Origin of the sequence: Ensifer sp. Root142 (assembly GCF_001426785.1) — a bacterium.
GTDB classification, from domain to species: Bacteria; Pseudomonadota; Alphaproteobacteria; order Rhizobiales; family Rhizobiaceae; genus Ensifer; species Ensifer canadensis.
This window is the reverse complement of record NZ_LMFK01000005.1, coordinates 64,146-88,221: the sequence shown is the minus strand read 5'-3', so window position 1 is coordinate 88,221 and position 24,076 is coordinate 64,146. Positions and strand designations below refer to the sequence as shown.

At 57.9% G+C, this 24,076-nt stretch carries 20 protein-coding genes and 6 pseudogenes; 18 read left to right on the top strand and 8 right to left on the bottom strand.

The features are described from left to right. Positions 1-190 precede the first annotated feature (190 nt). The 3 genes from ASD52_RS08490 to ASD52_RS08480 are packed head-to-tail and all read left to right on the top strand — an operon-like array spanning position 191 to position 2,396. Positions 191-916 carry an SDR family oxidoreductase gene (locus ASD52_RS08490; RefSeq protein ID WP_057215928.1) on the top strand — a complete coding sequence of 242 codons (726 nt, stop codon included), beginning with the start codon at positions 191-193 and terminating at the stop codon, positions 914-916. Further along, positions 910-1,380 carry a RidA family protein gene (locus ASD52_RS08485; protein WP_057215925.1) on the top strand — a complete coding sequence of 157 codons (471 nt, stop codon included), beginning with the start codon at positions 910-912 and terminating at the stop codon, positions 1,378-1,380. The genes ASD52_RS08490 and ASD52_RS08485 overlap by 7 nt, the downstream gene beginning before the upstream one ends. 29 nt (positions 1,381-1,409) lie before the next feature. Then, the gene (locus tag ASD52_RS08480) at positions 1,410-2,396 is read left to right on the top strand and encodes an enoyl-CoA hydratase/isomerase family protein (RefSeq protein WP_057215922.1); all 987 of its coding nucleotides are present in this window, start codon (positions 1,410-1,412) and stop codon (positions 2,394-2,396) included. Between the two features lie 228 nt (positions 2,397-2,624). On the opposite strand, the gene ASD52_RS39065 is transcribed toward ASD52_RS08480, so the two are convergent. From ASD52_RS39065 to ASD52_RS08455, 5 genes are all read right to left on the bottom strand, one after another. Next, positions 2,625-2,858, bottom strand: a complete 234-nt coding sequence (locus ASD52_RS39065; RefSeq protein ID WP_057215918.1) for a hypothetical protein — start codon at positions 2,856-2,858, stop codon at positions 2,625-2,627. Positions 2,859-3,282: 424 nt separating this feature from the next. Continuing rightward, entirely contained in the window at positions 3,283-3,876 is a 594-nt protein-coding gene (locus ASD52_RS08470) for an NADPH-dependent FMN reductase (RefSeq protein WP_057215915.1), read from the bottom strand. Between the two features lie 37 nt (positions 3,877-3,913). Further along, on the bottom strand, positions 3,914-4,942 hold the full coding sequence (locus ASD52_RS08465; protein ID WP_057215912.1) for a D-cysteine desulfhydrase family protein: 1,029 nt from the start codon (positions 4,940-4,942) through the stop codon (positions 3,914-3,916). A gap of 86 nt (positions 4,943-5,028) precedes the next feature. Further along, positions 5,029-5,838 (bottom strand): SDR family oxidoreductase, encoded by an 810-nt coding sequence (locus ASD52_RS08460; protein WP_057223897.1) that lies wholly within the window; start codon positions 5,836-5,838, stop codon positions 5,029-5,031. A gap of 84 nt (positions 5,839-5,922) precedes the next feature. Beyond that, on the bottom strand, positions 5,923-7,218 hold the full coding sequence (locus tag ASD52_RS08455; RefSeq protein WP_057215906.1) for an epoxide hydrolase: 1,296 nt from the start codon (positions 7,216-7,218) through the stop codon (positions 5,923-5,925). Positions 7,219-7,416: 198 nt separating this feature from the next. Between ASD52_RS08455 and ASD52_RS08450 the strand changes: the two genes are divergently transcribed. After that, a complete protein-coding gene (locus ASD52_RS08450) occupies positions 7,417-8,085 on the top strand; it encodes a VOC family protein (protein WP_057223895.1) in 669 nt (222 codons plus the stop codon). A 6-nt stretch (positions 8,086-8,091) separates the two neighbouring features. Here ASD52_RS08450 and ASD52_RS38245 read toward each other — a convergent pair. Further along, a pseudogene (locus ASD52_RS38245) lies at positions 8,092-8,205 on the bottom strand (3-oxoacyl-ACP reductase); the annotation flags it as partial. Positions 8,206-8,350: 145 nt separating this feature from the next. Beyond that, positions 8,351-9,287, bottom strand: a pseudogene (locus ASD52_RS08445) (LysR family transcriptional regulator); the annotation flags it as partial. 208 nt (positions 9,288-9,495) lie between these two features. Here ASD52_RS08445 and ASD52_RS08440 point away from each other — a divergent pair. The 10 genes and pseudogenes from ASD52_RS08440 to ASD52_RS08400 all read left to right on the top strand — a co-directional run bounded on the left by ASD52_RS08440 (position 9,496) and on the right by ASD52_RS08400 (position 20,466). After that, positions 9,496-10,152: an MEDS domain-containing protein gene (locus ASD52_RS08440; protein WP_082557370.1), complete on the top strand. Its 657-nt coding sequence runs from the start codon at positions 9,496-9,498 to the stop codon at positions 10,150-10,152. 4 nt (positions 10,153-10,156) lie between these two features. Next, positions 10,157-12,547, top strand: a complete 2,391-nt coding sequence (locus tag ASD52_RS08435) for a PAS domain-containing protein (RefSeq protein WP_057215900.1) — start codon at positions 10,157-10,159, stop codon at positions 12,545-12,547. Then, positions 12,547-12,915 carry a response regulator gene (locus ASD52_RS08430; protein ID WP_057216098.1) on the top strand — a complete coding sequence of 123 codons (369 nt, stop codon included), beginning with the start codon at positions 12,547-12,549 and terminating at the stop codon, positions 12,913-12,915. Before ASD52_RS08435 ends, ASD52_RS08430 begins: the two co-directional genes overlap by 1 nt. Before the next feature lie 109 nt (positions 12,916-13,024). Then, complete coding sequence (locus ASD52_RS08425) at positions 13,025-15,652, top strand: PAS domain-containing protein (protein WP_057215896.1); 2,628 nt, start codon at positions 13,025-13,027, stop codon at positions 15,650-15,652. A gap of 19 nt (positions 15,653-15,671) precedes the next feature. Continuing rightward, entirely contained in the window at positions 15,672-16,034 is a 363-nt protein-coding gene (locus ASD52_RS08420; protein ID WP_057223992.1) for a response regulator, read from the top strand. 312 nt (positions 16,035-16,346) lie between these two features. After that, positions 16,347-17,639: an epoxide hydrolase family protein gene (locus ASD52_RS08415; protein ID WP_057215893.1), complete on the top strand. Its 1,293-nt coding sequence runs from the start codon at positions 16,347-16,349 to the stop codon at positions 17,637-17,639. Between the two features lie 63 nt (positions 17,640-17,702). Next, positions 17,703-18,251 (top strand): hypothetical protein, encoded by a 549-nt coding sequence (locus ASD52_RS08410; RefSeq protein WP_200954018.1) that lies wholly within the window; start codon positions 17,703-17,705, stop codon positions 18,249-18,251. A 16-nt stretch (positions 18,252-18,267) separates the two neighbouring features. Further along, a complete protein-coding gene (locus tag ASD52_RS08405) occupies positions 18,268-18,924 on the top strand; it encodes an isochorismatase family cysteine hydrolase (RefSeq protein ID WP_057215887.1) in 657 nt (218 codons plus the stop codon). Between the two features lie 512 nt (positions 18,925-19,436). Continuing rightward, a pseudogene (locus tag ASD52_RS39855) lies at positions 19,437-19,796 on the top strand (hypothetical protein); the annotation flags it as partial. A gap of 133 nt (positions 19,797-19,929) precedes the next feature. Next, a complete protein-coding gene (locus tag ASD52_RS08400; protein WP_057223991.1) occupies positions 19,930-20,466 on the top strand; it encodes a hypothetical protein in 537 nt (178 codons plus the stop codon). A 26-nt stretch (positions 20,467-20,492) separates the two neighbouring features. Here ASD52_RS08400 and ASD52_RS37070 read toward each other — a convergent pair. Further along, positions 20,493-20,731 (bottom strand): annotated as a pseudogene (locus ASD52_RS37070) (XRE family transcriptional regulator); the annotation flags it as partial. Between the two features lie 122 nt (positions 20,732-20,853). Between ASD52_RS37070 and ASD52_RS37065 the strand changes: the two are divergent. The 4 genes and pseudogenes from ASD52_RS37065 to ASD52_RS08380 all read left to right on the top strand — a co-directional run bounded on the left by ASD52_RS37065 (position 20,854) and on the right by ASD52_RS08380 (position 23,661). Beyond that, positions 20,854-21,438, top strand: coding sequence for an AAA family ATPase (locus ASD52_RS37065; protein WP_082557369.1), 585 nt, complete (start codon positions 20,854-20,856; stop codon positions 21,436-21,438). Between the two features lie 327 nt (positions 21,439-21,765). After that, positions 21,766-22,575: pseudogene (locus ASD52_RS08395) on the top strand (Fic family protein); the annotation flags it as partial. 526 nt (positions 22,576-23,101) lie between these two features. After that, entirely contained in the window at positions 23,102-23,368 is a 267-nt protein-coding gene (locus ASD52_RS08385; RefSeq protein ID WP_057215879.1) for a type II toxin-antitoxin system ParD family antitoxin, read from the top strand. Further along, a pseudogene (locus ASD52_RS08380) lies at positions 23,365-23,661 on the top strand (type II toxin-antitoxin system RelE/ParE family toxin). The gene ASD52_RS08385 and the pseudogene ASD52_RS08380 overlap by 4 nt, the downstream one beginning before the upstream one ends. Positions 23,662-24,076 lie beyond the last annotated feature (415 nt).

Below are 24,076 nucleotides of genomic sequence, written 5' to 3'. Positions count from 1 at the left end.
TCCTCCAACAGCCCTAACCAATCCAAAGGTATCGGAGACACCTTCGTACAATAGCGTCTGCACATTCTTTGGCGCGAAAGTCGCCACCAGTGTCCCAAGGGGCAGCCCCTGAAATTTGACAGCTGCGATACTCCGGCGCCCGTTCGTCGGCCGCTGTCGCTCGGAAAAGAAAAAATGGAGGTAGCACAAAATGAGTGTGCACAAGACGGTTGTGATTACCGGTGCATCACAGGGCATCGGCGCCGGGCTCGTGAAGACGTTCCTGGACAAAGGCTGGAGCGTCGTCGCGACGTCTCGGCGGATCAGTGAGGCGACATCGTTCGATCGTGCGGGAAGGCTTGAGCTTATCGATGGCGACGTTGGCGATCCCAAGACGGCGGAGCGCGTCTCTCAGGTAGCTGTCGAACAGTTCGGCTCCATCGACGCCCTCGTGAATAACGCAGGCGTTTTCTTCACCAAGCCATTTCTCGAATACACGATCGAGGACTTCCGGCGCCTCTCGGCAACAAATCTCGAAGGCTTCTTCCATTTCACGAAACACGCTGTCAGACAGATGCTTCGGCAGAAATCCGGTGGAAGCGTCGTCACGATTACGTCGTCGCTGACCGACCATCCGATCGCTGGCGTCAAGGCATCCCTGCCGATAATTACCAAGGGCGGGCTGAATGCGATCACCAAGAGCCTGGCGCTGGAGTTCGCCAGCGACAACATCCGAGTAAACGCGGTTTCGCCTGGTGTTGTTGACACACCGCTCCATGCTACGGGTTCACGGGACTATCTTCGATCCTTGTCGCCGATGGGCACCATCACGGCGGTGCAGGAAATCGTGGACGGCGTGATCTATCTCACGGAAGCGTCCAATATCACTGGGGAGGTGCTGCACGTCGACAACGGCGCACATCTCGGCAAATGGTAACGGTGAGCGCTGAGGCGCGAATCCTGGAGACCTCACTGGCACTGCCACCGCCGCCGACTCCGTTCGGGGCGTATGTCGAAGCTGTTCAGGTCGGCTGCCTTCTCTTCCTGAGTGGCATGCTCCCCGTCGTCGGACACGCGCCACAGTACATTGGACGGGTTGGCAGGGAGCTGTCCGTTGCCGAAGGTTACGACGCCGCGAGGACCGCGTGCCTGAGTGGGTTGGCGGCCGCGCGAGCGCATCTCGGATCCCTTGATCGCATACGCACCGTGGCGAAGCTGGGCGTGTACATAGCCGCCCCAGACGACTTTCGCGAACACCCCAAGGTCGCAGACGGAGCTTCCGAGCTGCTGCTTTCGGTCTTCGGCCACATGCGCCTTCCGCCGCGCATCGTGCTCGGCGTCTCCAGTATTCCGCTGGGGATGCCGCTCGAGGTCGAGCTCGTTCTCGACATCGCCCGATAGCAATCCCCTCAACAGCAATGGAGACCGCAATGAAACCGAACTCAAATCGATCCATTGGGATCGCGATGTCGTCGAAATTCCTGACTGCCGCCGCCCTGCTCATGCTCCCAGAGCTGGCGCTTTCCGGCGAGACCATGGTCGCCGAGACGCGCAGTAAGCCTGGAGACATCACAGCCACACCCGGCAGCGAACGGCCGCAGATCCGTGTCGAGAAGCGCACGCCCGCCTACTGGCGCGTGACCTTCGATAACCCGCCCTTCAACATCTTCGGCCCGGAAACGATCCCGCAGATGGAAAAGGTGGTCGCTGAAATCGAGGCGGATCCCAAGCTCCGGGTGGTCGTTTTCGACAGTGCTGTCCCCGGCTTCTTCCTGACACACTACAACTTCACGCCGCCTTTCGCCGAGTCGACCAGCCTCCCTGCGGGGCAGACTGGCCTGCATCCCCTGCCCGACATGCTCGTCCGCATCAGCAAGGCACCGATCGTCTCAATCGCACTCATCCGCGGTAGAGCCACAGGCGTCGGCAGCGAGCTCGCCCTGGCGAGTGACATGCGTTTCGCCAGCCGCGAGAAAGCGATCCTCTCTCAGTGGGAAGTTGGCGCAGGTTTCGTACCGGGCGGCGGGCCTATGGCTCGTCTGCCGAGGCTGATGGGACGCGGGCGCGCGCTCGAGGTTCTTCTCGGCTCCGACGACGTCGATGGCGATCTCGCCGAGAGGTACGGCTACGTCAACCGTTCATTCGATGACGATAAGCTCGATCATTTCGTCGACGCACTCGCCACCCGCATCTCCGGTTTCGACAGGCAGGCGATCGCCGACACCAAGCGCCTAGTTGATTTCGCCAGCCTTCCCGGCGACCCGGAAATCGGCGCTGGATGGGACGCCTTCATTTCCTCTGTTCAGCGCCCGGTTGCCCAGAAGAATATCGGCCGCCTGATGGAGATGGGGCTGCAGACGAACACGGACATCGAAGCCCGTCTGGGGCACTACACCGGAACCTTGGCCGAAAAGTAGGCCAACCGGCACCCGCGCATGAGCCCGGCAGGGTTGCGTGGGTGCCGACGTTCGCCATCATGTCACCTTCGCTTCAGCTGGACGGCCGCGCCAGGAATGGAATGGCCGGAATTGAAACCATCAGATGCACCATGGTGCCCAAGCGCTGCTCAATAGACGCCAGTCAATAGGTTCGAGCCTGGCGGATGCAAACGACCTCGAAGGAGCCACCGGATACGTCGTGCGAGATTATTGCGCCAACGAAGAGCGCTCTATGAGAGCCATAAACGCCCTCCAGACGGAGAGGCTGACCCGCTCAATATCTTTCCACGGAACCGGCATCGCCTCGCTCTCGACAATAACACCAACTCCCAGTTCCAGCATGTGAGGCATGGCAAGCTGATCGCGGTTTTTGATCTCTCGTGTCCAGACCTCCACAGCGCCAGCGATGTCATCATCGATCGAGGCCGTGCTTTCGGCCACGTGATTTGCAGCCTCATTGGCACTTGCCTGACAGAAACGGGAAGGAGCAGTCGGTGCTTGTCCTGATTACTCATTAGTTTGATGAAATTCTGATCGGCGCCAAATCTCGTGCGTATGCCTTCTATCTGCTTTATGGCGTCTGGGGCTAACCATCAATGCTTCTGCGCTCGTTCGAATTCAACGGTTGCACAGACGTCCAAACGGAAACTGAACCCTCGACAGGTCACCGCCGGGTCCGCGGCGTCGACGACACCGAATCGTGGTGTCTGCGCCGCCCGTAATCTTCTCCGGCCGAGGACCTGCAGCAAGAGCAAGAGTATGCAATCGCCACGAACGGCAAAGCTTCTGACGGCTACAAGGCTGACCGAGAATCGAAAGCGTCAACGAAACTTGCATTTCCTTGACGCTCGATGGTTCCTGCTGGTTACTGTTGGGAAGCCTTCGCGGCCATCGTGGCCTTCGCCCACCAGGCCAACTCGTCGAGCGCGGTGTTGGCCGACGGCAAGAGGTTGGCCTCGATTTCTTCGATCGGCTTATTGCCGCCGAGCGGTGAAGTAGCAAAGAAATCGCCGGCGCCGATGTGAACGGCGGCATGGGTCGAAACCATCTGCAGCTCCACACCGATTCCGCGGAGATGTTCGAGTGCGCGCGAACCGCCCATGCTTCCGTACGCGATTGCAGTGAACGGCTTGCGTCCCCACTCGATGTAAGCCTGGTCGAGCGCATTCTTCAGGACCCCGGTAATCGAATGATTGTATTCGGAAACGACGAATATGTACCCGTCGTAGCCGCGTACGGTTCCCTGCCACCGAATAGCATCGGCGCTCTTGCTGGGCGCCCATGCGTTCGACGCCACTTCATCGAAGAACGGCAGCGGATGATCGCGCAGATCGACGACTTCGATATCGATATCGCTGCGTTTCTTGGCCTGCTTCAGCATCCACTGGGCAGGCTTGTCCGCGAACCGTGTCGGACGGGTGGAGCCGATTATGAGCGCGATTTTAGGCTTCTTTGACATGGTAACCTCTTTGCCTGGTTTTTGGATCAGGTCAGAACTACTTGGAAGTGAGAACGTCGGCGTATGCATAAAGTCCGGGCGAACCCCCGGTCATGATGAAGAGCACGTTAGACTGCGGTGCGATTGCTCCACTTTCAACGTCGGACAGCAACCCTGCCAAAGCCTTGCCGCCATAAACCGGATCGACGAGAAGCCCTTCTGATCTCGCGAGAAGTTCGACCGCGGCGATCATGCCGGAAGTCGGCATGCCGTATCCTTCGCCCAGTTGAGCACTGCTTATCCGGAGATCGTCCGCGGTCACGCGAGCGTCGCTGGCCAGTCGCTCAAGAACCGCGTTGACCTTGTCCGCCGTTGCGGGGAGACACTTGTCTGCAGGCGAGAGCACGGTGTATGCGGCGATTCGAGAAGGGTGAGACCCCGCAACGACCACGCCAGCAGCCAAACCCGCATGCATGCCGCCGCTGCCGTTGGGGATGATGATCTGCTCGAACGCGACACCCGTTTCAGCCGATTGCCGGGCGAGTTCGAAAGCGCAATCCACGTAACCGAGGCAACCGATTGTCGTTGAGCCGCCGAGAGGCACTAGAAGAGCTTTCCTGCGAGTTTCGGCGATCTCATCGACCCGACGCCTCGCATACGCGCCAACATCGTCACCCGGGTCCAGTATATGAACGCTGGCGCCAAACAGATGGTCGAGAAGCACATTGCCGTTGGCCTGATAAATTTCGGTCGTCCGAGGTACCATCTGGGCAAGAACGAGCTCGCAGGCGAGCCCCGACCTGGCGCACGCTGCGGCGGCCAACCGTGCGAAGTTGGATTGAACTCCTCCCGTTACGACGAGGGTGTCACATCCCTCCGCTTTCGCCTGCCCGAGGAGGAATTCAAGCTTGCGGAGCTTGTTGCCGCCGCCGCCGAGTTCCATGAGATCATCTCTTTTGGCCCAGATCGATACGCCCCTACTCCGTTCGCCCAGAACTTCTTCGAGACGCGCCAAGCGCTGGATTGGCGTTGGACCTTTCATCAGTCGCTCACGGGGAAAGCTCTGCCAAGGATCTCGGTCGGTCATCCTCGTCACCCCTCAAATGTTATCGCCAGTGCGGCTGCCGCGTCGTGGGTTAGCTCGCACCACGGCAGCCCATTTTCTGACCGCCGCTAGTGCGCCGCAGCGGGGACGTGGTAGCGCGAAGCGGGAATACTGCGAGACAGGTTCGGCATCAGTTTCTGCCGGGCCGCCTCGTAAGCGTTCCAGTCATTTTCGTCGGGCACCGACGGCAACGTGATAAGCTCACCCATGTCCAGCCCGGCCAATGCTGCATCGACAGTATCCCCGGGTTTCATGACGATGTCGGTCGGGAGCCGATCCAACGACCCGCCCGAGGCATCCCAGAAAGGCGTCTCCACGGCGCCAGGAAGCACAGCCTGGATCCTGATGTTCTTGTCCGCGAACTCCTTCTGCAGAGAGAAGGTCAAAGCGATCACGAATGCCTTGGTTGCCCCGTAGACGCCGTTGAGAATTTCGGGCGCGATCCCGAGCGCCGATGCCATGTTGATGATGGTTCCGTTGTCGCGAGCGGCAAACGATGGTGCCGCCGCGTATACGAGGCGCGTCAGTGCCGTGACATTGACCTTGATCATCCGTTCCATTGCCTCAACGTCGGACTTCAGGAGAGGTTCGACGGCGCCGACACCTGCATTGTTGACGAGCATCGTTATCGTAGGATCGCTCCGCAGAATCCCTTCGACCTTCAGCAAATCATCCCGCTGCGCAAGGTCGGCGCGGATTGTGGTCACGTTGCGTCCGGTCGAGCTCGAAAGGTCCTTCGCGACCCTGCTGAGGGCATCCTGATTTCGCGCCACCAGCACGAGATCATAGCCACGACTTGCGAGGCGGTCGGCGTAAATTGCTCCGAGGCCAGACGACGCACCAGTGATGAGCGCCGTTCCTTTTCCAATGATGGTCATTTCAGGTCTCCTGATGTTTGAGGATATGTTGCGACGGGATCCGGGTTGGCCGGATCCCGCTCCGAGGCTCGTGGGGCCGTGCTGCTACACCGAGCGGAGTGACTTGAACGCAGCCCGCAGTTCGGAGCTGAAAAGGTCCGGCTCTTCCCACGCGGCGAAATGACCGCCCTTGTCGACTTTGTTGTAGTAGATGAGGTTGTGGTAGGCCTTCTCGCTCCAGCTCCTCGGGGCCTGGTAGATCTCGCCCGGAAAGACGGTGATGGCGGCCGGGATCTTGATATCAACCGCGTTGAAGTTGTTGGCATTGTTCTCCCAATAGAGCCGCGCGCTCGAAGTGGCGGTTCCGGTGAACCAGTATAGGGAGATGTCGTCCAGCATCTCGTCGCGCGTGAGCGATTTCTCCGGATCGCCGCCACTGTAGGTCCAGTCGGCGAACTTGTCGTAGTACCATGCGGCCAGGCCGACCGGAGAGTCCGTCAAGGCATAGCCGAGGGTCTGGGGACGGGTGACCATCATCCAGGCGTATCCCGCACCCTTGGTGTAGAGCGCGTTCATCTGTTCGTAGGCGATCTTCTCCTCGGTAGACAGCCCCGCCGGAGCGGGTTCGCCATTGGTCAGCGCCTTGGCGATATCTGGAGGCACAGTAGCAGGCATACTGGTATGGATGCCGAGCAGTCCCGCCGGGGCCTGCCGGGCCATCGCATCGGAAATGACGGCGCCCCAGTCACCACCTTGGGACACGTAGCGGTCATAGCCGAGGCGCGTCATCAGCACGTGCCATGCCCGGCCGATACGATCGGGACCCCACCCGGTTTCCGAGGGAATTTCCGAGAAACCGTATCCCGGCATCGACGGCATGACGACGTGGAACGCGTCCTCCGATGCGCCGCCGTGTGCGGTCGGATCCGTCAGCGGTCCGATCGTCTTGATCAGTTCAAGGACCGAGCCCGGCCAACCGTGTGTCATAATCAGAGGCAGCGCGTTCTCGTGCTTCGACTTGACATGGATGAAATGAATGTCGAGCCCGTCGATCTTGGTCATGAACTGCGGAAACGTATTTAGCTTTTTCTCGCCTTTGCGCCAGTCGTAGTCCGTGCCCCAGTATTCTACGAGCGGCTTGAACTTCTTGAGCTGCGCGCCCTGCGAACGATCAGAGACGGTTTCCATTCCGGGCCAGCGAGCTGCACGAACGCGACGACGCAGCTCATCAACATCCTTCTGCGGAATGGCCGCTTTGAAGGGCCGAATCGCGTCTCCAGAAACCGCGGCTCTAAGGTGCCCCGGCAGAAGGCTGAGTGCGGCTGTCGCCGCAGTAGCAGCGAGAAGTTCCCGCCGGGTCGGCGCGAGAGAAATGGAATTGGCTTCAACATTTTCGGACATGACGTGCTCCGTTGTTTTCACAGCTATCAGCTGCGTCTAGGGTTCGCCGGTCGCCGCTCAGGCGCTATTGCACCATGGTATCGGCAATACCTATGGATCGGCTGAACTCGTCCAGAAGCCGACACCATCGGATAATGGACATGCGTCAACCGCAGGCTCATCGTCTCCCGCGCCACGAAGCAACCGAGGGAGAGCAACATGACCATTCAGGAAAGCATCATGCCAACGATCGAGGCAGCGAGTGATCTCGACATGAAGCTCGAGGTAGTCGTTATTCCAGTCTCCGACGTCGACCGCGCCAAGTCCTTCTATACGGGTCTCGGTTGGCGGCTAGATGCGGACGTTTCCGGTAGCGACGGCTTCCGGGTGGTTCAGGTGACGCCACCCGGATCGCCCTGCTCCGTCATCTTCGGATCCAGGATCACGTCCGCACAGCCTGGCTCGGCTCAGGGACTTCACCTGATCGTATCCGACATCGAGTTGGCGCATGCGGCGCTTGCCTCCCGCGGCGCCGAAATGAGCGGCGTCTTCCATGACGCTGGCGGTGTGTTTCACCGTCGCGAAACGGAAAACCGCCTCCCTGGCCTGCACCCGTCACGTGCCAGCTACGGTTCCTTTGCCTCATTCAGTGATCCGGACGGGAACGGCTGGATATTCCAGGAAGTCACGAACCGTCTTCCCGGCCGTATAGACGCAAAGGGGGCTGCCTACGTCTCGTCTGCTGATCTCGCGAGCGCACTTCGCCGTGCCGCCGCCGCTCATGGCGAACATGAGAAGCGAACTGGCGGGAACCACGACGAGAACTGGCCAGATTGGTACTCGCAGTACATGATCGCAGAGCAGTCCGGCTCAGAGCTGCCGACCTGATACCTACGAGCGGGATGTGGCGACGATGTTGTAGCCGCGCTCGCGATATGCCTTTACCAAGCCTTCGCTAATGCCTTGGGAGGCACCAATGATAATGGTGACCTTTTGTTGACTGCTCATAATCCGCATCCTTTCCAAGTACTCGGCCGCTTTTCTGGCCGTGCCTACGCTCTCGGCGTCGATGGGTTAGATTTAGATGCAGTCGGTGTTCGGGAGAATTGTCACCGCAAAAACGACAATCAACCGATGTTCGGCATAATTGCGCTAAGGCCCCTGACTGTGCCGCAATCTTCGCAAGCGCTGCCTTTAGTTTCGGACCTGCAAAATCGATGAAGGCCCGAACCTTCGGTACGGAAATTCTTGCCTGCGGTGTCAGAAGGTGGACGGGAAGCGCTGACGGCTCATACTCCGAGAGTATTATCGTCAAGGCTCCATCTCGGACAAGTTCAGCGATGTGATATGAATTGTGATATGAATAGAGTCGCGTTATGCCCATCCCCCAGCGGCCTACGCCGCGGCCGCACGCACGCTATTCACGACATACCTCGGTGAAAAATGCACGGTTCTGGGGATTGTACCTTCGCCGACGGGGTTGAAGGCCCAGGAATCGATCCCAAAATTCGAGAATGCGATAATGTCGTGCTGCAGGAGATCACCTGGTTCTCGAATTGCATTACGATTTGCGAGATAGTCAGGTGACGCTACAACGACACGTCGGACGTCGCCGCCGATCCGGGTTGTAATATGCGTTGAGTCCGTGAGGTTGCCTATCCGGAGCGCAATATCAACCCCCTCGTCGATCAGATTGACAAATCGGTCGAACATCAACAGTCGGACGGACACACTGGAATGCTGTTTCAGGAACTTGTCGAGAATCGGCCGAAGCACCTCCTCCCCGAGGATGGGAGGCGCCGAGATTGTCAGCACGCCGCGTGGCGACAACCGCTCGCCTCCGGCAATGATATCTGCTTCTTCGAGGTCCACGAGAACCCTGCGGCACACTTCCACGTAACGCTGCCCCGCCTCGCTGAGCTTCAGTCTTCGCGTCGTGCGTGGAGAAGTTCGACACCCACGCGCTCTTCGAGAGGACCGAGCGCCCGGCTAATCGCAGTGGGCGAACGCTTCAACTTCCTGGCGGCAGCGGCTAGGCTCCCCTCCTCCACGGCAGTGACAAAGACCTTCATCGCATCAATGCGATCCATAGCCAAGCTCCAGTGATGTCTTCGGCCTTATGCTTGCAGCACAAGCCGCTGCAAAGCCAGCTGCCGCAACAAGTCTCTACCCAATACCATTGGACAATAGACGACAGAATGCTCTTCATGCAGCGTCTACTGCATGGGCTCGGAATGACGTGCGGATGGAAAAAGGTTATAGCCAGATAGCATCGGCAGGTCTGAAAAGCGGTGTCGCATGATGGAGATGCGCCCCGATGACATTCGCTTTGCTGGCGTGAAACTTGGGCGCCATCGGCATGTTTGCGCGTTCTTCGACGGCACCCGCGGCGCGTCGGAGGTTCTCGACCCTTTCATCCATGATGGCTTTCTGTGCGGCCATAGGGCGATCCACTTGGTCGGCGCAGACAAGCGCGAAGCTCACGTCGCCCGTTTGCGCTGCGAAGGAATCGACACCGAAGATTTGCAGGGCTCCGGCCAGCTTGAAGTTCGAACTACGGTCGACGCCTACCTGAAGAACGGCGTCTTCGACCAAGATCGAATGGTGGAAGAGTTCTCGGCTATGGCGAGCGGCAACAGGCATGGCTTTCCCCTCAGCCGTATTGTCTGTGACATGGATTGGGCCGCCGAAAGCCAACAGCATCTTCAAGATCTCATTCAATTCGAATCCCGGATTAACGACCTATGGGACCAGCACGACGACGTTGTGATCTGCGTCTATGATCTGACGAGGTTTGGTGGCGACACGATCGTTGACATTTTAAGGACGCACCCGGTCGTGGTGATTGGCGGAATCCTCCGGGAAAATCCATTTTACATCCCGCCAGCGCAGTTTCTAGCGGAACTGCATGGGAGGCGTTCTGGGCGAGAGGAGCAGTCGGCAGTTGCTGAATAACGACATGCCCGACATGATCATGGTCGCGTCGGAGAACGAAAGACTTCGGCGCTGCTTGAACGATATCCTGAGTGTCACGGCTCTTCCGGCAGCTTGGACTGGCGGGACTGTCGACGGGATTTGCAGTGCCCTGCTTGCTGCATTGAGATCGATCCTTGACGTTGACTTCTTGGTCGTCAACGTTGCTGGGAGCGGCGATCAAGCCGAAGTGCTCAAGGAGCGTTCCAGGACGGACTTCGTCGACGCAGGTGCCGTAGTCATCAGCGACTTGGTGAGGACGCTGGGGTCCAACATAGCTGTCTGGCCCCGCGAAACCAACGTCGAGCACGGTGAATCCGACCTGCGGGTGCTGATCGAGAAGCTTGGCGTGAATGGAAAAGTGGGCGTTCTCGTTGCCGGATCGACGGTATCCTCCTTTCCCACCGAAGAGGACCGCATCCTCCTGCACGTCGCAGCGAGTCAGGCTGCCCTTGCGATCACGGAAGCAATCCGCTTTCGGGACGACACACGCGCCCTTGCGGAACGCGAACTTAGTAAAATCGCGGACGCCATGCCGGTCATGGCCTGGTCGACACTTCCCGACGGCCGAGCCGATTTTTTCAACGAACACTTCCTGACTTTTCTCGGGATAACGAGCGAGCAAGCGGCGGGATGGGGATGGGCTGCATCGATCCACCCGGACGACTCTCGGGCGCTACAAAGCGTATGGATGGAGCTACTCGCCTCCGGGATGCCGGGTGAAACCGAAGCGAGGCTTCGACGATGGGACGGGCAATACAGGTGGTTTTTGTTCCGGGCCAACCCAGTCTACAGCGACGAAGGAGCGGTTTTTCGGTGGTACGGGACCAACACCGACATAGACGACCGAAAACGGTTTGAAGAAGAAATGCGCCGTAGTGCGGCGCTGATGGCCCAGGCCCAGCGCCTGACAGTGACAGGCAGTGTCTGGTGGAGGCCAGCAACCAACGACATATACTGGTCCGATGAGGCATACCGTGTGGCGGGGCGGGACGTGGGGATTACCCCCTCCGTGGAGATGATGCTGGATCGCTGCCATCCCGAGGACCTACCCAGAATCCAAAAACTGATCTCAAATGCGATGAACCACGGAGAGAATGTCGATGTAGAGCATCGGCTTTTGATGACGGATGGTGCTGTAAAGTATGTCCATGTCGTCCTTCAAAACATCGGCAATAATCCCGCCGATCCGGAGTTCATCGGCGCGGTCGCAGATATCACCGAGAGGAAGCTCGCTGAGGAGCAACTGCGCCGGAGTGACGTCCTGTTACGCGAAGGGCAGCGAATTAGCCAAACAGGTACGTTTTCCTGGAACGTGGAGACTGACGAAATAGCCTTCTCGGAAGAACTGAATCGGATCTTCGGCTTCGAAAGTGGCCGCGTGGTCGATTTCGACGCAATTGGTCAGAGAGTCTACGAGGAGGATTTGCCGCTTCTTGCAATTAAAATGGCCGATGTTCGGCAGGGAGGCGACAATCCCGACTACGAGATACGACTGTTCGTCGATGGCCAAATCAAACATGTCCGGGTGGTTGGACGGATAATCAGGCACCTCGATGGCACGATGGAGTGCATAGGGGCAGTCCAAGATGTCTCGGCCCAGCGGATAGCAGAACTGGGTCGCGACAAGCTGCGCTCCGAACTGAGCCAGTTGGCCAGGGTGACGAGCCTCAGCACAATGGCAGCATCCATAGCGCACGAAGTTAATCAGCCGTTGGCTGGCATAATCATGAACGCGAGCGCTTCACTGCGTATGTTGTGCGCAAATCCTCCGAATATTACTGGGGCCGTCGAGACGGCAAAAAGAACTATCCGAGACGGCAATCGAGCATCGGACGTCATACTGCGACTGAGGAACCTGTTCAAACAGGGTGTGGCGACCGTCGAGTGGTTGGATCTCAACGACGCCATTCGAGAGTTGATAGGGCTGGCCGCAAGCGACCTGCAAAGAGGAAGGATTCTATTAATTGAGGAACTTTCCGATCCGCCGCCCTTTATCCTCGGAGACAGGGTGCAACTCCAGCAAGTAATAATGAACCTCCTTCGTAACTCGATCGATGCGATGACCGATACTGCCCAAACGCAGAAGAAGATATTCGTTCGCACGGTCGTGGGCCTTGGCGAGGTCAGAGTTGTGGTCGAGGACCATGGGGTCGGTCTCGAAGGAACGGACGTGGAGCGGCTGTTCGACGCATTCCACACGACGAAACCGCACGGTATGGGAATAGGGCTGTCGGTGAGCCGCTCGATCATCGAGGCACACAAAGGGAAAATATGGGCGGAGCCCAGACCTTCTGGTGGCGCCATATTCGGCTTCGCTTTGCCGTTCGATAAGGACTCGGTCGACAGACCATCGCCCCCGGAAATGAAGACATGATGAAGACGCAAGAGCCGCTCGTTTCAGTCGTGGATGATGACGAGTCGGTCCGAGAAGCCCTCCCCGACCTGATCCGCATATTTGGCTTCGACGTCCGTGCGTTTTCGTCAGCTAATGAGTTCCTTGCGTCCGAATGGTTGAAGAAGACCGACTGCCTCGTTCTGGACGTCGCCATGCCTGGCATGTCCGGCCCGGAATTGCAGGAAGAACTTGCCCGGCGAGGCGAGAAGATTCCCATAGTCTTCATCACCGCGCACAAGGATGAGAGCGAGCGCATTCCGCTGCTTCAGAGCGGCGCTATAGACTGCCTCTTCAAACCGTTCAGCGACGTTGCACTTCAAGACGCACTCGATCGAGCATTGCGCTAACGCCGCAGGTTGCTCGGCGCCCGCCACCACATCCAACACCTTAGAATAATATACGAATGATTGTCGAGAACGTACGCTGTCCGAGCAAGCCGAGCTCGAAAGGACAGTCATGGAAGCGGGGCTCGTTCGAGTTCTCGACACTTTGCCGGGTATGGTGTTCAGCATCAACCCCGGTGGCGTCATCGACTTTGTCAATCGGGCCCTCGCGGATTACGTTGGCATTCAATTTCAAAGCGACAGGGACTGGAGCTGGCCGATCGCCATCGAGCGTCCCGATGGCGCGACATTCCACTCGACACTTCGATCGATGTTGGAACAGAGCCAGCCGTTCCAGATGGAGATTCCCCTCAGCCTCCCAGATGGGGTTAGCCGTTCGCTTCTTCTGCGCTGCAACCCGATGGATGATGGCGCGGCCGAACGTCGATGGTACGGCATCGCTACTGAGTCTACCGTGGATAGCCGTCCCCGTGACAAAAACGACTTTCAACGTATCGTGGACAGCATTCCGGTGCCGGTGGCGGTAACAACACCGAGTGGCGATGTCGAGGCTCTCAACAATCCGGCTCTCGAATACTTTGGCATGACACTGGAGGAGCTGAAGGACTGGAAAGCGACGGAGGTTGTTCATCCGGAGGACCTCCAAGCGACCATTGAGGACCAACTTAACGCGCATCTCGCTGGGACGTTTTACAACGTCGAAAGCCGACATCTGCGGCACGATGGAATGTATCGCTGGCACAATGTTCTCGGTCTCCCCCTGAGAGATGTGGACGGCACGATTTTGAGATGGTTTCATCTCCTGGTCGACGTCGACGATCGCAAGCGCGCGGAACTGGAGCTAGCAGCGCGCGAGCGCGAAGCACGAGTGGTCCTCGAAAGCATCCCCGCTGGCATCGGCGTTATCGCCATCGGTGGAGAGGTAGAGGCGATAAACGGTCCGCTTCTGCGCTACTACGGACGAACGCTCGAAGAGCTTCGGGATTGGGGTAGCACGGACGTTGTTCATCCCGATGATATGCCCAGGATGATCGATGCAGTCGATCGTGCCGTAACACTCGGACAACCATACGATCTTGAGGTTCGGCTCCGAAGAGCAGACGGGGTCCATCACTGGTTCCAGGTCACGGGTTCGCCGCTGATCGACGACGAGGGAAAAATCGTCCGCTGGTACGCCTTGCACGTTGACATCGACGACCGCAAGCGCGCCGAGGAGGCACTTGCGGAGCGCGAGCGGGAATCAAGGTTCATCATTGATGGCATTGCCGGAATGATTGCCATTTTCTCGCCTGATGCGAAGCTAATCGGCGGCAACCAACAGATAATCGACTACTTCCGGCGTCCAATTGATGAACTCGACAACTGGGCAACCAACGGGATCACTCATCCAGACGACCTACAGCTATGCATCGACAGCTTCATGGGTTCGATCGCGACTGGCGAGCCATACGATTATGAAACCCGATTCCTGCGCCATGACGGGGTTTGGAGATGGTTCCAACTCAGAGGTCTTCCGCTCCGCAATACCGACGGTGAGATTATCCGCTGGTATGGATTGTTGACCGATATCGATGATCGCAAGCGAACGGAGGAACAACTTAGGCGAAGCGAAGCATTCCTGGCTGATGCACAGCGATTAAGCAAGACTGGCGGCTTTTCGCTGCGACTGGAAACTGGCGAGATTGTCTGGTCCGCCGAGACCTACAGAATATTCGACGTCGATCCGAGCAGTCCCGTGACCATCCAGACTGTACTCTCGCGACTGGATCCTGAGAGCGTGCTCAAAGTTTGCAACGTGATCGAAACTGCTCGCGCAGGAAATGGCGACTTTGACTACGATATTCGGCTTGTTATGACGGATCAGTCCGTCAAGCATGTTCGCGTGCTTGCATACAGTAAAAAAAACAAGGATGGCGAGCAAGAGTTAGCCGGAGCGGTTCAGGATGTCACGGAGCGTCACGAGGCGGAGGAAGCACTAAACAAAGTCCGTTCTGAACTCTCATATGTGACACGTATAACCAGCCTTGGGATACTGACCGCATCCATTGCCCACGAAGTCAACCAGCCTCTGGCTGGAATTGTGACTAACGCAAGCACATGTCTTCGTGTTCTCGACACCGAGCCGCCCAACCTCGAAGTGGCTAGGGAGACAGCTCGCCGCATGATCCGCGACGCCAACCGTGCAGCCGATGTCATCGTACGGTTGCGGGCACTCTTCAGTCGTAAGCCGCCGTTGATCGAACCCATAGACATGAACGAGGTCGCCACAGAGGTGATTGCCCTCGCGTTCGGTGAGATCCAGCGAGCTCGCGTTTCGGTCGTATCAGAATTCGGCGCAGCACTCCCCTCCGTCGCAGGTGCGCGCGTACAGCTACAACAGGTGATCATGAACGTGCTTCGCAACGCTATCGAGGCAACATCAGCCGTCGAAGGGCGCCCGGGCCGTATCGTCATCAGAACGGAGGCCAGAGACGCAGAGGTCCGATTGATCATCGAAGATACCGGGATCGGCTTCGGGATGGATGGTACAAACCGGATCTTTGACGCCTTCTACACAACCAAGCCCGATGGAATGGGCATCGGGCTGTCCGTAAGCCGCTCGATTATTGAAAGTCACAGTGGTCGCCTTTGGGCGCAGAGCAATGCCTTGCACGGAGCAACAGTCGGTTTCTCCGTGCCAATCCACCCGCCCGGGCAAGCTGAAACTCTTGAGACGAATGGCGCGGTGGCACCAAGATAAAGCCCAGAAAGGGGGAGCGATGACGAAGCGGAAACATATCTCCGTGGTCGATGACGACGAGTCCGTTCGAGAGGCGCTGCCAGACCTTCTCCGTTCGTTCGGATTTGATGTCCATACCTTCGACTCGGCCGAAGCCTTCCTGCATGCGGGTGCCTTCGCATTCAGCGATGGAATGATACTCGACATTGCCATGCCCGGCATGACCGGACCCGAGCTGTTCAAGGAGCTTACGAGACGGGGAAACCCGGTTCCGACGATATTCATCACTGCGCTCAAGGATGAGATCCTGCGAACCCGCCTGATGAAGGACGGCGCAGTAGAGTGCCTGTTCAAACCTTTTGGCGATGAGGAGCTTCAAGTGGCACTGGCCGCGATAGACTAAGTTGTTACGTTCGCCAAGTGTCGGAGTGATAGCCGCGAAAGGTTCAGCGGGGGGCCTCCTGCTTCGGAATGATGTAAGTTCAGGTATCGAGATGGGCGCGGATCGATCTTGGAACCGGATTTCGGAGACGGCTTGAATGCAATTCCAAGCATCGTCTTCACCGTCGGCGCAAACGGACGCGTTGATTTCGTTAACGGGCATTGGGAAGAATACCGATACCAAAGTGTCGTCCATACCATCGTGCAATAGTGGCAACGCTTCAGGGATGTGACGCTCCTCCTGGCTAAAACGAGCAACATCCAGGAGGATACCATGTCGCAGATACAGGCACAGGTGACCCGTCGAACTCTTCTTGCTGCGGCCGCGACCGCGGGCGCGGTGGGGATGATTCCCCAAGCTTTTGCCGCCACCGAGGCTCCGGTGATCAAGCCGTTCAAGTTCAGGGCTACCGATGAACAGCTGATTGATCTCCATCGCCGGGTGGCAGCCACCCGTTGGCCGGACGAGGAAAACGTAGCAGACGACTCCCAAGGGGTGCGTCTCGAAACGATAAAGAAGCTCGCGAAGCACTGGAAACACCATGACTGGCGCAACGTCGAGGCCCGCCTCAACGCGTTTCCGCAGTTCACTACGGAGATCGACGGTCTCGACATTCACTTCATCCATGTGAAGTCGAAGCATGAAGACGCGCTACCAATCATCATCACCCATGGGTGGCCAGGCTCCGTGATCGAGCAGCTGAAGATCATCAAGCCCCTGACCGATCCGACCGCCTATGGCGGCACCGAAGCAGAAGCCTTCCATGTCGTCATTCCGTCCCTCCCCGGCTACGGCTTTTCCGGCAAACCTCGGGAGACCGGGTGGAACCCGCCGCGGATCGCGAAGGCCTGGGCCGTGCTCATGGAGCGTCTGGGATATACGAAGTACGTCGCCCAGGGCGGCGACTGGGGTAACGCGGTGACTGAACTCATGGCCGTCCAGCAGCCCCCTGGCCTCCTCGGCATACACACGAACATGGCCGCCACCGTTCCGGCCGAGATTTCGAAGTCCTTGGCCGCAGGAACGCCCCCGGAAGGCTTGTCCGCCGACGAAAGGCGGGCGTGGGATCAGCTCGACGATTTCAACAAGAATGGCCTCGGCTACGCGATCGAGATGAACAACAGGCCGCAGACACTCTACGGCATCGTGGACTCGCCGATCGGTCTTGCGGCGTGGATGCTCGACCACGACATCCGCAGCTACCGCATGATCGCCAGGTCGATTGACGGAGAAAAAGAGGGCCTGAGCCCTGACGACGTTCTCGACAACGTTTCCCTATACTGGCTGACAAACACGGCAATTTCTTCCGCGCGTCTTTATTGGGACAATGCCCATCATCCAAGCGGCGGCTTCTTCGACCCCCGCGGCATCAAGATCCCGGTCGCTGTCAGTGCCTTTCCGGACGAAATCTACCAGGCGCCGCAGAGCTGGGCAGAGAAGGCTTATCCGAAGCTCATCCACTACAACCGCCTGCCGAAGGGCGGCCACTTCGCAGCCTGGGAGCAGCCTGCGCTTTTCACCTCGGAACTCCGTGCGTCATTCAAGTCGCTTCGCGACCAGATTTGAATCTCAAAAGCGGCGCGAAGCGCTCCGCGCCGACCTCTCATCCTCGCCAACTGAACAAGGAGAATGACTATGCGTGAAAATCAGATCGTGGACTCTAGCTTCACCGCCATCATCAACGCGCCGATCGAGAAGATCGACATCCCGGCATGGTGCTTTTCGCTGCCCGAAAAGGAATACCAGGGATGTTCGCCCGCTCATATCGCTGCTGGCTTCACGACTGCGCCGGACGGCACCCGGATGTCCATCAACGTCGAGACGATCGGCGGCAGCCTCATGGTTCAACACTATCACGAGACACTTGGCGAGAAGACCCATCTGATCCTAGACTCGGACTCCGACGTTTTCACCCCGACGGGCCGCGTTGTCATTCATGTGACCTGGGAGCTTAGCGTCAAGGCACTGGACAAGAACCGCTGCGAATTCACGAACCGGGTTCAGTCCTTCGCTACCGACGAGATGCTCGCTGGGCTGGATCGCCAGGGCATTCCGTTCGAAATCTTCAAGACCCAGCGCCAGCCGATGTCCATCGCGCACAACAAGGGCGAGACCCCCCTTTTCGCAGCAAGCATCGAGCGTTTCGCACTTCGCCAGACCCCCGCGAAGGCAGCCTGAATCCTGGAGTCCCGTAATGACCCATCTGACCGTTCCCTTCGATGTCACCAACACAGGGCTGCTGGTGGTCGACCCTTACAACGACTTCATCTCCGAAGGCGGCAAGATCTGGCCCCGGATCCAGTCCGTCGCAGAAGCCAACAACTGCGTCGAGCATATGGCGCAGATCCTGCAGGCGGCGCGCGAGGTAAAGATGCCCGTCTTCTTCGCCATGCATCATCGCTATCGCGAGGGCGACTACGAGGACTGGAAATACATCGCGCCCATCCAACGTGCCGCCTGGCACCGAAAGAGCTTTTCATACGGCACCTGGGGCGGTGAGTTCAGGGCGGAATTCGTGCCTGCCGCTGGCGAGAGCGTCGCGCAGGAACATTGGTGCTCGAGCGGATTTGCAAACACCGACCTCGACAATCTGCTCAAGCGCCGCGGAATACAGCGCGTGATCGTGATAGGGCTTATCGCGCACACATGTATCGAGGCAACCGTCAGGTTTGCGGCTGAGCTAGGATATGATGTGACTGTCATAAACGACGCGGTAGCCGATTATTCGGATGAGATGATGCGCGCCGCCTTAGAGATCAATATGCCGAATTATGCGAACGCCATCATCTCTACAGAAGAGGTCCTACAGGCGATTGCCTCCGCAGGAGCCCGTGCGGTTACTCCCGAATAAACGACTGTTACCCACGTTCGCTCGGCTAACGCCGAGCGTCTTCCCTAATGTAACCTAGAGGAGCATAAATTGGATCAGCTATCCAAAGTCCTCTATGCGGCAAAGATCCATGTCAGCCGTGGCCTCGAGCGCGCAGTGGCCCGAAGCCACCCTTGCGAAACACCATCCACCATTTTCGGCAATGCCGAGGTAACTCTCCCAGGCGTCAAAAGAGGAGATGTCCTCCGCGCTCAAAAATGGCCTGCAATCCGAGCTCGAAGCGATCATCCGCTGGATCGATGAGGAACGACCAGTCGAGCATGACCGGCCCACGCCTACACCACCGATCGAAAGCCCCCGTTCGCGACCCGCGAATCTGACGTGAAGGCGAGCAAATCTCCGAGCACACCGCGACCACACCGTCGACGCAGCCGAGGGCAAGCGTCCCACTACGGGCGATCGAGGAACATCCGGCTCTTCTGTTCAATTGGCCTGAAAATCCGTCAGATTTCCGTGAAGCGCTGAACTACCACATGCGCCGGCACGGTAACACGTACTGGCATCTCCACCGCGCAGTCGCCGACGACCATCCGACCTTCGACAATAAGACGCTACTCAGTTGGACGAACGGCACGCGCGTCCCGCGGTCAACGGGACGCTATCAGCTTCCTGCTGGATATTTTAAAGAACGACTGCCACATCAGTCGCGATCAGCGTCTGGACTCGAGAGCGACGTTAGCCCTGCCGAGCGGCGGCGCCTCGCCTAGCGCCTGCCGGATGATTTCAACAGTTTGCCCTTCAGCAAGCGCGAAGAGATCCTTGATTGGGTACGCCGCGTCATCATCTCCGGCTCGACCGACTATCGACGTTTCCAGTCGGCAGCGATCCGGCAGCTCGGAAGGAGATTAGCCAACGCGGTGACGCGCCCTGTTTGTCAATGCTTAAAGCCTCTCGACCACTCTGGCTTTGACAAAGCGGGAAAGTTCGCGCTTAGTGTCCTCAGTCCTAGGACAGAGGACGGTCACCATGAAGAGCCAACTGCTGAAGCTACTGAGCCTGCGAGGCCAGGAACTCACAAAGGGTACAGATCAACCGCGATCTGAATCCCTCGGGGGCGACCCTTATTCGGTGCGAAATCTTGAAGCTCTGCTCGGGATTAGCAAATCCGAAATTGCGCAGTCGATCAAGAGAAGCGTCGCTTCCGGGATCGCGCGGAAAGACAGTCGCACCAATGAACCACGGCCACATCGGCGAAACCTTTTCGAGTTCATCACCCATGGCCTCAGATTCGTGTTTCCCGCACAGGTAGGGCCGATACAACGCGGCGTCCCCACGGCGTTTGCAGCGTCAATGCTTCAAGAGCTTCTCGTCAGCGGCGGGACCTATAACTACGTCTGGCCCTGCTCCGCTGGACGAGAGATGGGTCAAGCGGTCGATCCCCTTTTCAAAAGCGTGCCGGAGGCCGCTTTGAAAGACGAGCGACTTTATGAGTACCTGGCACTGGTAGATGCGATTAGGCGAAGGCGCTTCCATAATGCGTCCGAATTGGCGACCAGCGGGTAACCCGCCGGCGGCTTGATTGCAGCCATTTAGCGAAAATCACCGCGGGCAACGCTTTCGGCCGCTGCAAGGATGTCGTCGTCATGGCCGCGTTTCAGCGCATCGAGCCCCGTCCGCTCATCCAGAGCGCCATGCGGCGTAATCAGGAAACGGTAAATCCACATGCGCTGCCCAGAATCGCATGCAACTTCGGGAGTACAGCATAGGGCCGTCCATCCCGGTCGAGTTGCCATGCCGGAAAGCGGAAGCCGCGTTTGGCGCCGTCGAGCCGAAAGCGAGGTGTCTGGATTAAACCTGTTTTCCATAAACTGTTGATTGCAGCGGCTAAAGAAAATGCATAAGCGGACTCACGCACGCATGTTGGTCTAACTTTCGGCAAGGCGAGTTTGCATGCCTCGATATGTATCGTTGACTGAAACCGCTAACCTTTTGGCGACAGTCGGGCGCGTTCTTGTCATTGGATGTTCTGGTGGCGGCAAGACAACGTTCTCCGCCAAGATTGCAGAGTCATTTGGCCTAGAATTTCAATCACTCGACCGAGATGTGCGGTGGCTTCCTGGCTGGGTAGAGCGTGATCGGCGGGAACAGAGAAAAATCATCGCTGATATGGTCCATCGGAGCCGATGGGTTATGGACGGCAGTGGAGCGTCTTCCTTCGACATCAGATTGCCGCAAACTGATCTAGTTCTGTGGGTGCGTGTTCCCCGATGGGTCGCGCTCCTCGGCTTATTGAAGAGGGTTTCTCGTTTCTACGGCTCCGTTCGGCCAGCGATGGCTGATGGTTGTCCTGAGCTACTGCCAAATCGCGAGTTCCTCTCCTATATCTGGAACTTCGAGAAAAAATACGCACCTATTTTCATCAAGCAAATAGCTCGTTACGGGCCGAATGTTCCGGTAGCCGTGCTCCACTCGCATCGCGAGATGGATCGGCTCCTTCAACTAGCTTCCCAACCTCACGCTCGAAAAGGCGAATGACCGCTTCGGGTCAATCCCAGACCTAGGCGGCAAGAACTCTAATGTCCTTTTTTCGTGTTGGGTGTCCTCGCAGACGGTCGGGTCTACTGGCCAAGTATCCGCGGTTGAGCGCTTCTCGGGCGTTCCGATCAAGAGCAGTAACGCGAACTCTCCACCCGACTGAGACGACCGGCAGCCGGCAACATGCCGCCCCAGGGCCGATGTGTCTCCAGCCTTGAAGGGATTCGAACCAGCTTCGATTGCCCTATCGTTAATTAAGCGAATGCGTTAATTAACAAAAATGCCATTTCGTTTATTAAGACGCCGTGCTATTTGACGTCAGCACCCATGATGTTCGGCCTCGAGCGCCTGGAACAACTACCATTATCCCTGCGCCTTATTCGGCAGATGCATCAGCGATTGTTGGACAGCGGCCGCGGTGGGACGAAGAGCCCTGGCGAATTCCGCAAGTCCCAGAACTGGATCGGTGGAACTCGGCCGGGAAACGCCATGTTTGTGCCCCCACCTCCCAATGAAGTCATGAGCTGCCTCGGGGAATGGGAGAGGTTCGTTCATTCGGACACGCCAGACATTCCACCTCTGATCAAAGCGGGGCTCATTCACGTTCAGTTTGAGACCATCCACCCTTTCCTGGACGGCAACGGCCGTCTCGGTCGACTCCTGATCACGCTGTTCCTTTGCGCCACGGGAGTACTTCGACAACCCCTGCTTTACCTCAGCCTCTATTTTAAATCCCGCAGAGCCGATTATTACCGCCTGCTGCAGGAAGTCCGCGAATACGGTACTTGGGAAGCTTGGCTCGAGTTCTTTCTTGACGGAATCGCCGAAACAGCGGAACAAGCGTTTGAGACCGCCAACCAAATCGCACGACTATTCGACGGCGACCGCGAACGCATCATAAGAGAATCTGAGCGTACGGGATCGGTCCTCCAGATCCACGAAACCATGCGCACAAGTCCTTATCTGACCGCCACCACGGCAATGAAGCGGAGTGACCTGACAATGCCGACCGTCAACGCGGCTCTCGAGCAACTCCAGAGGCTCGGGATCGTTGAAGAAGCAACAGGTCGACGGCGTGGCCGGGTATTCGTCTATCGCGCCTACATGGAAATACTCAGCGACGGAGCTGTCGGCTAACGGTTCCCCTCGATACATTATCCGATCTTAAGCCTGTCGACGAGAACACCCACGGGGGCCCAGTCTTGAGTTGAGTGCGCGCCTTGGAGTAGAGATGAGGGATCGACCGCCTACCGGGTTTTCGGAAAGGCAAAACACCGCAGTTAGCGCTGAATTCAAACGGAAATTCTTTGATATGTCCCGTTCTCACGTATCTGCGCGATTGCGATCAGCCCCGCACCAGCGAGGGTCGCAGCCTCATTATCTCCAAAGACCGTGCCCCCCGCCCTCGTCGATCTCTACACGGTTCGGCCGGATGGAGGAGGAAAGCAACTTCTCGCCAAAAATGGGGGTAAAGCGGAAAATTGGAGCATCGGCATCGATGGCGTACCGCGTGTACGCGTCGACAAGGCTGGCAACGACGATCGTATCTATGATCCGCAACTCCCGGACCTCACGCATTGGGAATGCGGGTGATCGCCAAGCGGATTAATAATAGTTGATAAACAGCCTAACTTGACCTCCATCACATTCAATGGAGTACAGCATGATAAGTGCCGATCTGGGAAAGCAGCTCGAAAGCTATATCCAGCAACTCGTCGACACAGGTCGTTATGGCTCGAAAAGCGAAGTCCTGCGGGAAGGTGTGCGACTGGTCCAGGACCGCGAGACCCGGCTTGCCGCGCTGGATGCCTCCGTGATGCGCGGAATTGCCGATGCCGACGCGGGCCGAACGAAGCCGGCGAGCGACGTTTTCGTGCGACTCGAGGCCAAATACAGTGCGATGGCTGATCAGGTCGAAAAATCGGAATGATCCTTGAGTTTTCCAACGAGGCGGAAAGCGATCTTGAGCAGATCGCCGATTATATCGCTGCGGACGATCCCCGACGCGCCCTTTCATTCGTGCGGGAGCTGCGGAGCAAGTGAGAGGATCTCGTCGATAGGCCGAACGGCTTAGGCCTCGTCCCGCGCTACGAGCACCATGGTACCCGCCGGCGCGTTCATGGCAATTACCTGATCTTCTACCGCGTCGAAACCGCGAAGGTGGTCATCGTCCATGTCCTGCATGGCGCCACCTACTATGGCGCCATCCTGTTCGGTGATTAGTTTCGGTCGGTCGATCAGAGACGATCTCACGCACGAACCACCGAGCCAAGCGGCGATCTTCTCCGCCCAGCGTCCTCCCGTGCCGATGCCGCGAGTGCCTCTTCGATCTCGCGCAATTTCTGACGCTTCTCCGCCCGGACGGCGGCTTGCGTCTGCGTATTATGCAAATATGTTTACTTGAATCCGTAGTAATAAACGGTAGGATGATGTCGCGTTTCTAAGTTGACTACTTTGTATCATCTTTAAATAGCTGTGACATTTTGGCTTAGAACGTGAAGACCTCGCAACAAGCCGTGCACGGGGCTCGTGACGAACGGCTCCCTTCGACCGCAAGCGGTCGCCAGCGAGGGGCGCAATGAGCGGCTCGAATGAGCCCATTGCAGACCTTCTCTCTACAGCTAACATGGCCTCACAA